Origin of the sequence: Tenacibaculum soleae, from assembly GCF_030549005.1 — a bacterium.
GTDB classification, from domain to species: domain Bacteria; phylum Bacteroidota; class Bacteroidia; order Flavobacteriales; family Flavobacteriaceae; genus Polaribacter; species Polaribacter soleae.
In genome coordinates this window covers 388,278-404,719 of sequence record NZ_JAUOSW010000002.1, presented here as the reverse complement: position 1 = coordinate 404,719, position 16,442 = coordinate 388,278, and the positions used below count along the sequence as shown (strand labels likewise).

Here is a 16,442-nt window from a genome sequence, read left to right as displayed (position 1 = left end):
ATTTACAAAACAAAAAAGGAAGCGATATCGCTTCCTTTTTTGTTTTGTAAAATATCACCAGTTACAAATTAACTACTGCTAATTTAACTTCATTATATTCTTTTAGAATATCTTCTAAAACCTCTTTAGCTGACTTTATATCATTTATAATTCCTGCTACTTGACCTATTTCCAACTCACCATTATCTAAATCACCTTCAAACATACCTTTTTTAGCTCTTGCTCGACCTAATAATTCTTTAATATCTTCAATTGATGGATTTTGCTGATACAACTCTTGTACTTCATTATAGAATTTATTTTTTACCAAACGAACTGGTGCTAACTCTTTTAATGTTAATTGTGTTCCACCGTCTTTAACATCTACAATTGTATTTTTAAAATTATCATGTGCAGAAGATTCTAAAGTTGCTGCAAAACGACTACCAATTTGTACGCCATCTGCACCTAAAACCATCGCTGCTAACATTCCTCTACCTGATCCTATTCCTCCTGCAGAAATTACTGGTATTTTAACCTCTTGTTTTACCATTGGTATTAAGGTAAGTGTAGTGGTTTCTTCACGTCCGTTATGTCCGCCAGCTTCAAAACCTTCACAAACAACAGCATCTACTCCTGCCGCTTCGGCTTTTAACGCAAACTTTACAGAACTTACAACATGCACAACGGTAATTCCTTTTTCCTTCAGGTAAGAAGTCCAAGTTTTAGGGTTTCCTGCGGATGTAAAAACAATTTTAACGTCTTCTTCAATAATAATATCCATGATTTTTTCAATATCAGGGTATAACATTGGTACATTTACTCCAAAAGGTTTATCTGTTGCTTTTTTGCATTTTTGTATATGCTCACGCAATATATCTGGATACATAGACCCTGCACCGATTAAACCTAATCCGCCTGCATTTGATACAGCAGATGCTAGTTTCCATCCAGAAATCCAAATCATTCCTCCCTGAATAATTGGATATTTTATATTAAAAAGTTGTGTGATTTTATTTTGCATAAATTTAATTTATGATTATCGGTAGGCTTAAATTAGATGAAATTTTTCTATTTACCAAAATAGCTGGCTCAACATCTTTTAAATTATAAAAGAAGTCCTTAATTCTATTCTCGTATTGTTCTTTTAACTTTGGAACTATATTAACTTTATTAATTTTTCCACTATCAGTTATCTTAATTTTTACTAGAAAATTAGTTTTTAAACCTTCTTCCTCTAATTCTTTTACTAAATCTTTTTTCAGTTTAAGCTTAAATGATTTAAATCCTGGTTTTCTTGATAAGATTAATTCTTCTTTTAGAACTTCTCCATATTCATTCCACAATTTATAATTTAGAACTTTACCTTTCTTAAATAAAACTCTAGCTCTTACATTCTTTGCATCATCAAAATACTTCCAAACACTTTCTCTCTTGCTGTTCTGAAAAAAACCACTTATTATTTGCTCACCGTCATCATTAAAATAGAAGTAATTTCCTTGCTTTTTTCCTTTAGAGTTATATTTTTGAATTGATTTTAATTTACCTTGTTCATTATATACTTTAAAAATTCCTACTCTAGTTTTTAATTTACGCTCCTTAAAGGTTCCATCTAATTTTGGTTTCCCATTTAAAAAATAAACTGTTGCTCTCCATAAATCTTTCTTCTTTACAATAGTTTGAATATACCAAGCCTTATCTTTTGATATTTTCTCATACTTTCTTCCTAAATAATTAACAATAGAATCTTTTTGGGAATACCCTTGAAAACTTAAAAATAAGATAAATAATAGCAATCCTTTTTTCATATTTTATTTTTTAAGAAATAACTCCCGAACCTAAAAGTTCTTCGTTTATATACCAAGCTACAAACTGCCCTTCTTGAATAGCAGATTGCTTATTTTTAAACTCAACATATAATCCGCTTTCGACTTTATAAAGCGTTGCTTTTTCTAATTTCTGACGGTAACGAATTCTAGCTTCAACTTCCATGGTTCCTCCTTGTTTTAAAGCTAAATCTTCACGAACCCAATGTAATTCTTCATTAGACACAAATAATACATTGCGATACAAACCTTGGTGATTTTTACCTTCACCTGTATAAATTACATTTTCGTTTACATCCGTTTCAATAACATACAGAGCTTCTTTGGTTCCTCCTACATTTAAACCTTTTCGTTGCCCTTTTGTAAAATAGTGCGCTCCTTGATGTTTACCTACTATTTTTCCGTCCTCTTTATTGTAAGAGAATTTTGTTGAATAATACTCAAGTTCTTCTTCCTTACTTTTAAAATCAGGTGCTATTTTTGTATACTGTTCAAAATCTGAAGGAATTTGTACAATTACTCCTTCTTTTGGTTGTAATTTTTGTTGCAAAAAATCAGGTAAACGAACTTTACCTATAAAACATAATCCTTGAGAATCTTTTTTATCCGCAGTAATTAAATCTGCTTTTTTTGCAATTTCTCTAACTTCTGGCTTTGTTAATTCACCAATAGGAAACATTGCTTTAGATAATTGTTTTTGCGATAATTGACATAAAAAATACGATTGATCTTTATTGTTATCTTTTCCTGCTAATAATTTATATACAGCATTTCCATCAATAACTTCTTCATCTTTTCTACAATAATGACCCGTTGCCACATAATCGGCACCAAGACTTAAAGCGATGTCCATAAAAACATCAAACTTAATTTCTCGGTTACATAAAACATCCGGATTTGGTGTACGACCTTTTTCGTATTCATTAAACATATAATCTACAATACGTTCTTTATATTGGTCACTTAAATCTACTGTTTGAAAAGGAATTCCTAGTTTATCAGCAACAATCATTGCATCATTACTATCCTCTAACCAAGGGCATTCATCAGATATGGTTACTGAATCGTCATGCCAGTTTTTCATAAACAACCCGATTACTTCATATCCTTGTTCTTTTAATAAATAAGCTGTTACACTACTGTCTACACCTCCCGAAAGTCCTACTACTACTCTTTTCATTCTATACTTTTCTAAGCTGCAAATTTACGAATAAGTTTCTGTTTTTATGATGGATAAAACTGATAGATACATCAATTTAATTGATAGATTTATTTATTTTTTAAGTCAGATAGTTTTTCTTTTTTTCGCTTGGTAACGATTTCTCCATCCATATAAAACTCCCACTTCCCAATTCTTTTTCCTGCTTTATACATTCCTTTTTCTTTTATGCCTCCTTTTAAATCATAGTATTTACCTTCTCCTTCTAATTTTCCGTTAGCATAAAACACTTCTTCTATTAAAACACCATAATCCGTAAATGTTTTAGAAACTCCTTCTTTTTTTCCGTTTTTGTAACTTGTTTGTTGTGTTATATTTCCGTTTGGATAATAATTTTTAACAACTCCATCTAATTTTCCTTCCTTATATTTTTCTTCTGAAAAAAGTTTTCCGTTTGTAAAATAATAAATCCATTTTCCCTCACGGTTTTTAGCAAGCATTTTACCAGTACTTTTTAATCTGCCTTGTGCATCAAAAAACTTGACAGTAGCAGTATCTTTAGCGTATTCTTTTATAATTGTGGGTTGTGAAGATGATGTTATTTTATAAAATTTAAAAACACCTATTTCTTTTCCATTTTTAAAAGTACCTGAATAACGAATTTTTCCATTATCATAAAACTTTTTCCAAACTCCAGTTCTTTTTCCGTTACTATCAAATTGATTTAATTTTTGAGCTTGAATAGAAATTGTAAAAAAAACAGATAATAGAAGCGCTATTGAAAATATCCTTTTTATATTTAACATTGATTATTTTATTTTGTTACTTAACTGATATCAAAAATACACAAACCATACCAAAATGAGTATTGATTTTTTAATTTCTGTTTTAGATGACATGCAGAATCCTGCTAAAGTAAACCGAGATAAAGCAGCAAATATTGTATTAAATGAACCTAAATTGATAAAATATTTAGTTGATTTAACTTTTGATGTAAATAATAAATTATCAATTAAGGCTGCTTGGGTATTAGAATGGATTTGTACACATCATGGAGTTGAACATATTTTACCTTATTTGGATAGTTTTGCTACAAATATTTCAACCGTCCATTTTGATAGTGCTGTGCGTCCTTGCGCTAAAATTTGTGAACATTTAGCCAATGCTTTTACTTCAAAAAAAGACAATAAAACTAAAACTACTTTAAAAAAAAATCATATTGATGCAATTATTGAAACTGGTTTTGATTGGTTAATTAGCGATCAAAAAATTGCAGTTAGGGCTTATACTATGAATTTTTTATACCTGTTCGGTTTACAAAGAGATTGGGTGCATCCAGAATTACAACATTTAATTAGCACTAAGATTATTCATGAAAGCAAAGGTTGTAAAGCTCGTGGAAAATATATTTTAGAGTTGATTAAGAAATAAACCAATTAATTATCAAATACTTACCATTCACAAACTAATTTAACCATTCACAAAGTGGCTTCTATTATTTTTTAAGATAAAACTTATATTTAAATCAATATTAACAATTAAATTATAAATTATGTTAAAAAAGATTGCAAATTTAGGAAAAACCTTAGAGAAGACAGAACAAAAGGTTATTAATGGTGGATTTTCAAATAATTTTGTCGCAAAGTGTTGTCATACTGTATTCGGATGCACATTTTCTAGCACAAACGCTGCAACTAATATACTTCAAAAACAAGGATATTTTTGTACTGCAATTCCTGCTCTAGGAAGTCTATAGATTACAGTTTACTTATCTAAAAAACTTAATTAACTTTAAACTAAAAGAAGCGTGAACCTTAATTTACGCTTCTTATTTAATCTATTATATATTAGTAGGTTTTCTATAACCAACGAACGGTTGTTTTAGTAATTCTTTTAAACTTGAATTCTTTTCTTCATCAGGAAAAGTATCTACCCCGTACACAATTTTCTCTCTATCGAGCTCCATATACGTACCGAATAAACGATCCCATATAGAAAAAATATTCCCGTAATTAGAATCCGTGTAAGGCAGCATATTATGATGATGAACCTTATGCATGTCTGGCGATACAATTATATAACTCAATATTTTATCTAGTTTTTTTGGCATTTTAATATTTGCGTGTGTTAACTGCGTAAATATTAACGACATTGATTGATATAACATTACAATTGCAATTGGCGTACCAACTAACAGAACACCTAACAAAGTAAACGCAAAACGAATAACACTTTCTAAAGGATGATGACGATTTGCTGTAGTTGTATCTACTTCATGATCGGTATGATGCACCAAATGAACCATCCAAAGTTTAGGAATTTTATGCTCAGTAAAATGTGCAAGATAAGCTCCAAAAAAATCTAGAAATAACACTCCTAAAACTACATATAACCACAACGGCATTTCTGGTAACCAATTAATCAATCCGAAATTATTTAATTGCACCCAATCGGCAGTTTTTAGTAATACAAAAGCCAAAGTAAAATTGATGATAATCGTTGTTCCTGTAAAAAACAGGTTTGGTAAGGCATGTTTCCATTTATTATATTTAAAATTAAATAATGGTAAGGCACTTTCTAACAACCAAAAAAAAGTAATTCCGCCAACTAAAATTAAACTTCGGTGACTAGACGGAATGGTTTCAAAATAATGAATTAGGGTTTCCAACGTAAAATATTTCTCTAAAAATAAGAAAAAAAAACTAACCTAATCTTTTTATTTTCTCGTTAGATCTAACTGGCAAACGTTTTTTTAATTCTTCTACAATTCTATAAGTAGCAGGGCAAATAGCTGTATTTGCTATTGTTAAATCAGCTAATTGTATAAACTTTTTACGATTTGTATGAGGATATTCTGCACAAGCTTTCGGGCGCACATCATAAATAAAGCACGAATTATCGCTTTCATCTAAAAATGAACAGGGCGCTGTTTTTAACACCATAAAATTATCAGCATCACGCTCTAAATATTGCGCTTCAAAATCACGAACCTTCATTTTTAAATGTTTAGAGATACGCTCAATATCTTTATCTGTAAAAATCGGACTCGTAGTTTTACAACAATTTCCACAATCTAAACAATCTGTTTTTTCAAATTCCTTATCATGAATATCATGTACTACAACATCAAAGTTTTTAGGTGCTCGTTTTTTTATGGTGGCAAAATATTTTTTATTTTGCTTTTCTACATCTGCTGCTAACTTTTCTAAATTATCTAAATCTTTATCCATAATTTTTATTTTAAGAAGGAGTTTCGATGCTATTAATTAACGTATAATTATCTGAAATAATATTCTGAAATATTAAAGACAAAACTTACTGCAAAACTAACCATATAAATTGTTAGAATCAGTTTAAATATCATCCAAATAAATTACGTAATTTTGCACTTCAATTTTCAACAAATAATGAGTATACAAACCTTAATAGCAACTAAAGTAAAAGAAGGATTTTTAACCTTATATAATATTGAAATTCCGACGGTAGAATTTCAAGCAACTCGTAAAGATTTTGAAGGAGATATCACCGTAGTGGTTTTTCCGCTTTTAAGGTATAAAAAAGGAAATCCGGTTCAAATAGGTCAAGATTTAGGAAAGTATTTGGTTGAAAATGTTACCGAAATTGAAAACTTTAATGTTGTAAAAGGTTTCTTAAACTTAGTTATAAACGATAGCTTTTACAACAACTTCTTTAACAAAATAGCTACTGATACTACTTACGGATTTGTTTCGCCTGTAGCGGATGATTCTTCTCGTATGGTTGAGTATTCATCACCAAACACCAACAAACCTTTACATTTAGGTCATGTACGTAATGTATTATTAGGATATTCAGTTGCTGAAATTTTAAAAGCATCAGGTAAAAAAGTATATAAAACACAAATTATTAACGATCGTGGTATTCATATTTGTAAATCGATGTTAGCTTGGCAAAAATTCGGTAACGGAGAAACGCCAGAATCAACAGGTTTAAAAGGTGATAAGTTGGTTGGGAATTATTATGTGAAATTCGATCAAGAATATAAAAAAGAAATTAGCGACATGGTTGCAGCAGGGGTATCTGAGGACGATGCTAAAAAGCAAGCGCCTTTATTTATTGAAGCTCAACAGATGTTACGTAAATGGGAGGCTGGAGACGAACAGGTTGTTGCGCTTTGGAAAACAATGAACTCTTGGGTTTATAAAGGTTTTGATGTTACTTATAAAAGTATTGGGGTAGATTTTGATAAATTATACTACGAAAGTAATACTTATTTACTAGGTAAAGATGTTATTGATGACGGACTAAAAAGTGGTGTTTTCTATAAAAAAGAAGACGGTTCTGTTTGGTGCGATTTAACAGATGATGGTTTAGATGAAAAATTGGTGTTACGTTCAGACGGAACAGCAGTTTACATGACACAAGATATTGGTACTGCTATACAACGTTCTAAAGACATGCCAGATGTTGGTGGAATGGTATACACGGTTGGTAACGAACAAGATTATCACTTTAAAGTATTGTTTTTAATCTTAAAAAAATTAGGATATTCTTGGGCAGAGCAACTACATCATTTAAGTTACGGAATGGTAGATTTACCTTCTGGAAAAATGAAATCTCGTGAAGGAACCGTAGTTGACGCGGATGATTTAATGGATGAAATGACGGGTACTGCAAAAGCTATTTCGCAAGAATTAGGTAAATTAGAAGGGTATTCAGATTCAGAAAAAGAAGAATTGTATAAAATTATTGGTTTAGGTGCTTTAAAATATTTTATCTTAAAAGTTGATCCTAAAAAGCGTATTTTATTCGACCCAAAAGCATCAGTAGATTTTCAAGGAAACACAGGACCTTTTATTCAATATACCTATGCTAGAATTCAATCTATTTTAAGAAAAGCTGATTTTGATTGTTCAAATGCAGTATCGATTGAATTACACGAAAAGGAAAAAGAATTAATAAAACAATTAGAATTATATCCTGAAATAATTCAGCAAGCAGCGAGTAATTATTCACCAGCTGTTATTGCTAATTACACCTATGAATTGGTAAAAGAATTTAATTCTTTTTACCAAAACGTACATATTTTAGGAGAAGAGAATCAAGATAAAAAAGTATTTAGAGTTCAGTTATCTAAAAAGGTAGCCGATACTATAAAATCAGCATTTGGATTGTTAGGAATTCAGGTTCCTGAGAGAATGTAGATAATTAACAAGTACACGCGTTAGGGATTGAAGTGGCATCCTTTTTAAAAAATTACAATAAACGCGTCATTACGAGGAGAAACGACGAAGTAATCTCATTAGGTTAAGAGATTTCCTTAGTTTATAAGAAAGGAAACTTCGTAATGACATTTTTAAAAAGATATAACGGAAAGCCCGCTCGAACGCCAAAATTCTCGATATAATTTTGAGAAAACAATTAAAGTGAAGTGACATAAATAAAAATAATAAACAAACAACAATAAAGACATACACATGAAATACGACGTATTAATAATAGGAAGTGGTCCTGGAGGATATGTAACTGCAATTAGAGCATCTCAATTAGGATTTAAGGTTGGAGTAATTGAAAAAGAAAATTTAGGTGGAATTTGCTTAAACTGGGGATGTATTCCTACAAAAGCATTATTAAAATCTGCTCAAGTTTACGATTACTTAAAACATGTTGATCAATATGGTTTAAAGGCAGAAGCAATCGATAAAGATTTCGAAGCTGTTATTAAACGTAGTCGTGGTGTTGCTGAAGGAATGAGCAAAGGTGTTCAGTTTTTAATGAAGAAAAACAAAATTGATATTATTAACGGTTTTGGTAAAATTAAAACTGGTAAAAAAGTTGATGTTACTGCCGAAGATGGTACTGTAACTGAATATTCTGCAAACAATATTATTATTGCTACTGGTGCTCGCTCTAGAGTATTACCTAATTTACCACAAGATGGTAAAAAAGTAATTGGATATCGTGAAGCGATGAGTTTACCTAGCCAACCAAAATCTATGATTGTTGTAGGTTCTGGTGCTATTGGTGTTGAGTTTGCACATTTTTATAACTCAATGGGAACTGATGTTACTGTTGTAGAGTTTATGCCAAATATTGTTCCTGTTGAAGATAAAGATGTTTCTAAGCAAATGGAGCGTTCTTTCAAAAAAGCTGGAATTAAAGTAATGACAAATTCTTCTGTAGAATCTGTAGATACTTCTGGTGACGGAGTTAAAGCTACCGTAAAAACTAAAAAAGGTGAAGAAATTTTAGAGGCTGATATCGTATTATCGGCAGTAGGAATTAAAACAAATATTGAAAACATCGGTTTAGAAGATGTTGGTATTATTACCGATAGAGATAAAATTTTAGTAAACGATTGGTACCAAACTAACATTCCTGGTTATTATGCTATTGGTGATGTTACTCCGGGTCCTGCATTAGCACACGTTGCTTCTGCCGAAGGAATTACTTGTGTTGAAAAAATGGCTGGTGTACATACAGAAGCTATCGATTACGGAAATATTCCTGGTTGTACTTATGCTACTCCAGAAATTGCATCTGTTGGTTTAACGGAAGAAAAAGCTAAAGAAGCGGGTTACGAATTAAAAGTTGGTAAATTTCCATTTTCGGCATCTGGTAAAGCTAAAGCAGCTGGAACTCCTGACGGATTTGTAAAAGTAATTTTTGATGCTAAATATGGAGAATGGTTAGGTTGCCACATGATTGGTGCTGGTGTAACTGATATGATTGCCGAAGCTGTTTTAGGACGTAAGTTAGAAACTACTGGTCATGAAGTATTAAAAGCTATTCACCCGCACCCAACAATGAGTGAAGCGGTTATGGAAGCTGTTGCTGATGCTTATGATGAGGTAATTCATTTATAAGAAATTATAGTATTATATTTAAGCCTCGCATTTTGCGAGGCTTTTTTTTACCCAAATTTTAAATGAAAAAAATTACTTCTACCCTCTTTTTATTATATTCTTTTATAACATTCAGTCAACAAATAAACTCTGAAAAAATTAATTGGTTAAAAAAGAATATTCATCCAATTAAAAACATTGATAATTCCAAAGATCAAGGTTTAAATTGGTTTTATCAAACAGTTAAAAATATTAATATTATTGGCTTAGGCGAAGTATCTCACGGAAGCCATGAAAATTTTATTATTAAAAATAAAATTGTACAATTTCTAGCTAAAAGAGACAGCTCTTTTAACGTTTATGCTTTAGAATCTAATATGGCTAAAGGTAGTCTTATTAATAATTTTATTCATAATAATACAAACAGTTCTCCCAAAGAGGTTTTACAAAATGTACATGGAATTTATCAATCTCAAGAATTTATTGATTTACTAAATTGGATGAAAGACTATAATAAAATTGATTTTTATGGTTTTGATATACAGTATTTTCAACAGTCTATTATTGAAATTAAAAAAGAATTAAAAGATAAAATATCTTTAGATTTAATTTCTGAAATAAATAGAATTTTAACATCAACATTTAAGAAAAGGTTAGCATCAAAAGATTTTATTTCTATATCTAAGAAAGATAGAGGTCTATTTTTTAAAAATATTAAATTATTAAAAAACAAATTAGAAAAACTAGAAACCTCTGATAAACAAAAAGAATGGCTAAATCAAAATTTAAAACTATTAACTCAGTTCATTGACTATAAAAATAGGTACACAAGAGATAAAGCTATGGCTGAAAATATTCTATGGATAAAACAACAACATCCAAAATCTAAGATATTAGTTTCAGCTCATAATCTTCATATAAGAAAAGATAAATTTACACAAGGTCATTTTTTAAATAAACAATTTAAAGGTAATTATATCTCAATCGGCTTTCTATTATATGAGGGAAGCATAGCAGCAAAAAGCACTAAATATGATAATAAAAAAAGAAAAATATTATTAGATAAAACTCCTACCAACAGTTACGAACACATTCTTAATCAATTAAATGAACCTTTATTTTTAATAGATTTAAGGACTATAAAAAATGAAAATAGTAATTATAGTAAATGGTTTTTAAAAAAACGTAAGCATAGAGAAGTTGGATCTACTATATACACTAATAGCTTTAATAAATATAATATTACTAAAATGTTTGATATTATAATTTTCATAAAACATTCAACTCCTTCGTTATTTTTTCATAAATAATATTTTTTAAGTGTTAACTCTGAATTTATCAATTCTTAGGTTAAAAAAATTATATATTTAAGAATTTCACTGATTAGTAAGGTTTTTTTATATTTGAAAATGAAAAAATTTATCTCAATATTCGCATTATTAATCCTGTATTTTTCTTCTTGTAAAACAGCAGAAAAAAAAGCCTCAACTCCTACACACCCTTTAAATCTTCCTTTTAACGAACGACCTGTACCAACTCTTCCAAACGCTAGCAATGTTTCTGTTAATGTTATAGGTGGTGCACATTATATTTGCCCTAAAAAATGTAAAGGTGGAACTTCAAATGTTAAAGGTACTGCTTGTACTGTTTGTAAAACACCTCTTGCACACAACCAAGCATTTCATAACACACCACAAACACCATCTTCACCAGTTTCAACTCCTGTAGCTCCGTTACCTGCTTCAGGTCCTAATGCTGCGGGACAATATCATTATACTTGTAAAAATGGATGTGCTGGGGGTGCAGATGCTGCTGGAAAATGTAAAAGTTGTGCTGGCGATTTAGCGCATAATGCTGCTTTTCATAGTTAAAAAATATTTATTGATACAGTACCTTTTCAATAAAACAATAATAAAAATGTCCTGTTTACTTCAGAAAGAGTAAATAGTTATTCTTAAATTCTAAAAAATAATATATTCACTTTCCAATAATAGCACTCATTAGAACAATGAATAAATAAATATGAAAAATACAATTACTCCAAAAAAACATGAAAGGGTAAATATAAATGGTCTTGAAATTTATTATGAAGTTTATGGTAAAGGTCAGCCTCTTCTCTTACTACATGGTTTTACACAATCCTCTATTGCTTGGCAAAAATATATTAAAGAATACTATAATGATTTTGAAGTATACTTAATAGACCTAAGAGGACATGGAAAATCGAGTAAATTTGAAAAACAATTTTCTGTAAGAGCTGCATCCGAAGATATTTTGTCTCTTATAAAAAAGCTTAGTATTGATAAAATTAAAGGAATTGGTTTGAGTTTTGGTGGAGATGTACTTCTTGAATTAAGTAGTATGAGTCCTGAACTTGTAGAAGCTATGGTTATTATAGGAGCTAATGGAAACTGGGATAGTCAAAATTTCCCTTCTATGCTTAATACTTTTAATTATAATAATATTGAAAAATTCCAATGGATTAGAGATTATCACGCTGGTGGAGAAGAACAAATTAAAGGTATTTTAAATCAGCTTGCTAATTATAAAATAAAACTAACAAACGAAGAACTAAAAAGGATTAAAGCTAAGACATTACTTGTTTTAGGAGATAAGGCTGAACAAATATCTTTAGACTCCGTAGTAAAGCTTCACCAAACACTTAATAATTCTCAATTATGGATAGTTCCTAACACAGGCCATTATGCACATGATGGTGATAACAAGACAGAGTTTTTAAGACTTTCAAAAGCTTTTCTTAAATAATCAACTGATAGTTCTTTACTTCTAAAAGTATGTGATTCCCTTACTTTTATTACGGTTTTTAATTAAGTTACTTAATCTCTATTATATAAATTTGTTTAACTATAAAAATTTACAATTATGTTAAGAAATTTTTTAAACATGGGGTCTGTCTTAAAAGCTTCTGAACAAAAATCTATTACTGGTGGAATTACTAGTATATGCCCTAGAGAACGTTTAGCCTGTAACAGTCAATATTCTTCTCCAGTACACTGTATTATTGATGTTCTATATTGCTGTATTGATGGTTACTTTGAAAAATGCTACTAAACTTATAAAATATAAATACTTATAAACCTCACCACATATTGGTGAGGTTTTTTTGTATTTGTAAAAACCACGGATTTAAAAGACTTTGATAGGCTAAATATAGAACTAAAAATTGCATATGGCTGTAAAGTTGAAAATTCAATAACGTCTTTTGTAAAAATGACTTTATGATAGAGTTACCTTATGAAGGGAACATTATCTTAAAAAGAATTATAAAAATTAAGGAAGCCTAAAACATAAATACTAATTTTAGATTTAGAAGCTAATTTTTACGATAATAATTTGAAATTTAAATAAGTTTAAACTCATAAGCACAATAATTTAACTTGTATTCTATTAATAATTAAAAAAATAATATAAAATTATGTTTTCGGCACACTTATTGATTTTAACAAATCTTTAACACAAATCACAAACTATGAAGAACTATTTACTTAACAGTTTTAATTGGTGGGAGAATTGTTAAATGAAAAGGAAAGAAAAAACTCGAAGTATGCTAGCTTCGAGTTTTTGTTTTTTTTTATAAAAAAATGTAAAAGTTAATCTATCTAATTAACTTTCTGTATTTAATTCGTTTTGGCATTAAATCTCCACCTAAACGTTTCTTCTTGTTTTCTTCGTAATCTGAAAAACCTCCTTCAAAGAAATACACTTCACTATTACCTTCAAAAGCCAAAATGTGTGTACAAATACGATCTAAAAACCATCTATCGTGACTAATAACAACTGCACAACCAGCAAAGTTTTCTAAACCTTCCTCTAAGGCTCTTAATGTATTTACATCTAAATCATTCGTTGGCTCATCTAATAATAAAACGTTTCCTTCTTCCTTTAAAGTCATTGCTAAATGCAAACGGTTACGTTCACCTCCAGAAAGTGTAGAAACTTTTTTATTCTGTTCACTTCCTCCAAAATTAAAACGACTTAAATACGCACGAGAATTTACTTGCTTACCGCCCATCATTACCAAATCTTGCCCTTCAGAAAAGTTTTCCCAAATAGATTTATCTGGATCAATGTTTGAGTGTGCCTGATCTACATATGCAATTTTTGCAGTTTCACCTACTTTAAAATTTCCATCGTCTGGAGTCTCCTCACCCATAATCATTTTAAAAATTGTGGTTTTACCAGCACCGTTTGGTCCAATAATACCTACAATTCCTGCTTGCGGAAGATTAAACTCTAAATTATCATATAATAATTTATCTCCAAATGCTTTTGACACTCCAGTAGCTTCAATAACATTAGTTCCTAAACGTGGCCCGTTAGGAATGTAAATTTCAAGTTTTTCATCTGTTTGTTTTTGATCTTGACTCATCAATTTTTCATAGTTCTTCAAACGTGCTTTTTGCTTTGTTTGACGACCTTTTGCCCCTTGACGAACCCATTCTAACTCACGTTCTAACGTTTTTTGACGTTTAGAAGCTGTTTTACTTTCTTGTGCTAACCTGTTTGACTTTTGATCTAACCAAGAAGAATAATTTCCTTTCCAAGGAATTCCTTCTCCTCTATCTAATTCTAAAATCCAACCAGCAACATTATCTAAGAAATATCTATCGTGCGTTACAGCAATTACCGTTCCTTTATATTGTGCTAAATGGTGCTCTAACCAGTGTACAGATTCTGCATCCAAGTGATTGGTAGGTTCATCTAGTAATAATATTTCTGGTTCTTGTAACAACAATCTACATAAAGCAACTCTTCTTCTTTCCCCTCCAGATAAGTTTTTAATTGGCGTATCACCATCTGGAGTACGTAATGCATTCATGGCAATTTCTAACTTCGTGTCTAACTCCCAAGCATTAGAAGCATCAATTTTATCTTGAAGTTCTGCTTGTTGTGCCATTAACTTATCCATTTTATCTGCATCAGAATATACTTCTTCTAATCCAAACATGTCGTTAATTTTATTGTACTCTTCTAAAATAGCAACTGTTTCTGCAACACCTTCTTTTACAATTTCAATAACTGTTTTAGAATCGTCTAATTTTGGTTCTTGTTCTAAATAACCAACTTTATAACCTGGTGAAAAGGTTACATCACCCTGGAAGTTTTTTTCAACTCCTGCAATAATTTTTAATAAGGTAGATTTACCCGATCCGTTTAAACCTAAAATACCAATTTTGGCTCCGTAAAAGAAGCTTAAATAAATATCTTTTAAAACTTGTTTGTTGGTACTTTGGTAGGTCTTAGAGACCTTATTCATTGAAAAAATGACTTTCTTATCGTCTGACATTTTATTGTATTTTTTTATTAATTAAACGCGTCCTTTTAATGCATTAAAAACCCATGCATTTGCAAAAAAACCTAAACCTACTGCTGCAAATCCGTAACCTGCTACCTCATCATACCTAAAAGCCCCTAAACATACTAGTAAAAGCCCTATTAAAATCATTATTAAAGTAGCCCATCCTAAAACGGTATTTTTATTCATTGCCATAATCTATTCTTTATAAAAATGTGAACCGCAAATATCGGTATTTATTTTATCTTTTCTGTTTAAAAAGTTTACTCAAAAACCTCTTTTATAGTGAGATTTTAAAAAAGTGTCTTTATTTTTTACTCTCTTGCCAACTTACGTAAAGCTACCCATTGTTTCATCATTTCTCTTGAGTCAGTTGCTGGGTACCCTACAACTGTTTTTCCTGCTGGCACATCAGCAATAACTCCAGATCCTGCTCCTACTTTTGCTCCTGAATGAATGGTTGTGTGATCTTTTATAGATGCGCTACCGCCAATAACAACACCGTCGCCTAAGGTAACAGAACCTGCTAACCCGCTATTTCCTGCCATAATACAAAACTTCCCTAATACCGAATTGTGTCCAATCTGTACCAAATTATCAATTTTACAGCCATCACCTAAAATAGTAGCGCTAAATTTACCTCTATCAATACAAGAGTTTGCGCCTACCTCAACCTGATTACCTATTACAACATTACCAATGTGCGGAATTTTAGTTAACCCTTGTTCGCTTGGTCTGTATCCAAATCCGTCTGAACCAATACTAACGTTTGTATGAAAAATACAGTGACTACCAATTACACTTCGTTCTCTTATTACGGTACCTGACCAAACCGTTGTATTATTTCCTATTGTAGTGTCATCAAAAATGGAAACATTTGGATATAAAATAACTTCGTTTGCTAAAATTACATTTTTACCTACATAACAATTTGCTCCAATTTTACAACCCTCGCCTATTTTTGCTGTTTTATCAATTACAGCTGTTGGATGAATTTCAGTTTCAAAATAAGGTGCCTCTGGTTGAAAAGCTTCTAATATGATAGCCATTGCTAAATCGGCATTTTTTACCTTAATCAACGCTTTATTTTCTCCTGGTTCTATTATTATTTTTTCATCAACGATTACTGCACTTGCGTTTGAAGTTTGCCATAAACGAGCAAACTTTTTATTTCCAATAAAAGTAATTTGACCTTTTTCCGCTTTTTCAATTTGCGCTGGGGCTGTAATTTTTTCGGAGCAATCTCCTATTAATTCCCCGTTTAATAATGAATTAATCTCTTTTATTGTAAATGATTTCATGTTTGATTTTTCTGATTAGTTTGCTAAAAATACTAT

General features: G+C 30.4%; 16 protein-coding genes. 7 read left to right on the top strand and 9 right to left on the bottom strand.

Annotation, left to right across the window (positions count from 1 at the left end; all coding sequences use genetic code 11):
• Positions 1–61: 61 nt before the first annotated feature.
• The 4 genes from Q4586_RS04250 to Q4586_RS04235 form a co-directional block, all read right to left on the bottom strand.
• A complete protein-coding gene (locus Q4586_RS04250; protein ID WP_303526615.1) occupies positions 62–1,003 on the bottom strand; it encodes an NAD(P)H-dependent flavin oxidoreductase in 942 nt (313 codons plus the stop codon).
• Positions 1,004–1,007: 4 nt separating this feature from the next.
• A complete protein-coding gene (locus Q4586_RS04245; RefSeq protein ID WP_303526613.1) occupies positions 1,008–1,787 on the bottom strand; it encodes a toxin-antitoxin system YwqK family antitoxin in 780 nt (259 codons plus the stop codon).
• A 10-nt stretch (positions 1,788–1,797) separates the two neighbouring features.
• Complete coding sequence (mnmA, locus tag Q4586_RS04240; RefSeq protein ID WP_303526736.1) at positions 1,798–3,009, bottom strand: tRNA 2-thiouridine(34) synthase MnmA; 1,212 nt, start codon at positions 3,007–3,009, stop codon at positions 1,798–1,800.
• A gap of 65 nt (positions 3,010–3,074) precedes the next feature.
• Positions 3,075–3,770 (bottom strand): toxin-antitoxin system YwqK family antitoxin, encoded by a 696-nt coding sequence (locus Q4586_RS04235; protein WP_303526611.1) that lies wholly within the window; start codon positions 3,768–3,770, stop codon positions 3,075–3,077.
• A 55-nt stretch (positions 3,771–3,825) separates the two neighbouring features.
• Between Q4586_RS04235 and Q4586_RS04230 the strand changes: the two genes are divergently transcribed.
• A complete protein-coding gene (locus Q4586_RS04230) occupies positions 3,826–4,395 on the top strand; it encodes an adenylosuccinate lyase (protein WP_303526606.1) in 570 nt (189 codons plus the stop codon).
• 409 nt (positions 4,396–4,804) lie between these two features.
• Here the strand turns inward: Q4586_RS04230 and Q4586_RS04225 are convergent, their stop codons facing one another.
• Together Q4586_RS04225 and Q4586_RS04220 are read right to left on the bottom strand one after the other, a co-directional pair.
• Positions 4,805–5,632, bottom strand: coding sequence for a sterol desaturase family protein (locus Q4586_RS04225; protein WP_303526604.1), 828 nt, complete (start codon positions 5,630–5,632; stop codon positions 4,805–4,807).
• 34 nt (positions 5,633–5,666) lie between these two features.
• Positions 5,667–6,194 (bottom strand): YkgJ family cysteine cluster protein, encoded by a 528-nt coding sequence (locus Q4586_RS04220; RefSeq protein ID WP_303526602.1) that lies wholly within the window; start codon positions 6,192–6,194, stop codon positions 5,667–5,669.
• A 177-nt stretch (positions 6,195–6,371) separates the two neighbouring features.
• On the opposite strand from Q4586_RS04220, the gene argS reads away from it, so the two are divergent.
• From argS to Q4586_RS04190, 6 genes are all read left to right on the top strand, one after another.
• Positions 6,372–8,147, top strand: a complete 1,776-nt coding sequence (argS, locus tag Q4586_RS04215; RefSeq protein WP_303526600.1) for an arginine--tRNA ligase — start codon at positions 6,372–6,374, stop codon at positions 8,145–8,147.
• A gap of 273 nt (positions 8,148–8,420) precedes the next feature.
• Positions 8,421–9,809, top strand: a complete 1,389-nt coding sequence (gene lpdA / locus Q4586_RS04210) for a dihydrolipoyl dehydrogenase (RefSeq protein WP_303526599.1) — start codon at positions 8,421–8,423, stop codon at positions 9,807–9,809.
• Between the two features lie 62 nt (positions 9,810–9,871).
• Positions 9,872–11,098: an erythromycin esterase family protein gene (locus Q4586_RS04205; protein ID WP_303526598.1), complete on the top strand. Its 1,227-nt coding sequence runs from the start codon at positions 9,872–9,874 to the stop codon at positions 11,096–11,098.
• Positions 11,099–11,197: 99 nt separating this feature from the next.
• Positions 11,198–11,659 carry a hypothetical protein gene (locus Q4586_RS04200; RefSeq protein WP_303526597.1) on the top strand — a complete coding sequence of 154 codons (462 nt, stop codon included), beginning with the start codon at positions 11,198–11,200 and terminating at the stop codon, positions 11,657–11,659.
• A 151-nt stretch (positions 11,660–11,810) separates the two neighbouring features.
• The gene (locus tag Q4586_RS04195) at positions 11,811–12,554 is read left to right on the top strand and encodes an alpha/beta fold hydrolase (RefSeq protein WP_303526596.1); all 744 of its coding nucleotides are present in this window, start codon (positions 11,811–11,813) and stop codon (positions 12,552–12,554) included.
• 117 nt (positions 12,555–12,671) lie between these two features.
• Positions 12,672–12,860, top strand: coding sequence for a hypothetical protein (locus tag Q4586_RS04190; protein ID WP_303526594.1), 189 nt, complete (start codon positions 12,672–12,674; stop codon positions 12,858–12,860).
• A gap of 544 nt (positions 12,861–13,404) precedes the next feature.
• Here the strand turns inward: Q4586_RS04190 and ettA are convergent.
• From ettA to lpxD, 3 genes are all read right to left on the bottom strand, one after another.
• Entirely contained in the window at positions 13,405–15,096 is a 1,692-nt protein-coding gene (gene ettA / locus Q4586_RS04185; RefSeq protein ID WP_303526592.1) for an energy-dependent translational throttle protein EttA, read from the bottom strand.
• A gap of 21 nt (positions 15,097–15,117) precedes the next feature.
• Positions 15,118–15,294 (bottom strand): CAL67264 family membrane protein, encoded by a 177-nt coding sequence (locus Q4586_RS04180; protein WP_245662341.1) that lies wholly within the window; start codon positions 15,292–15,294, stop codon positions 15,118–15,120.
• A 125-nt stretch (positions 15,295–15,419) separates the two neighbouring features.
• Positions 15,420–16,406: a UDP-3-O-(3-hydroxymyristoyl)glucosamine N-acyltransferase gene (lpxD, locus tag Q4586_RS04175; protein ID WP_303526591.1), complete on the bottom strand. Its 987-nt coding sequence runs from the start codon at positions 16,404–16,406 to the stop codon at positions 15,420–15,422.
• Positions 16,407–16,442: the final 36 nt, after the last annotated feature.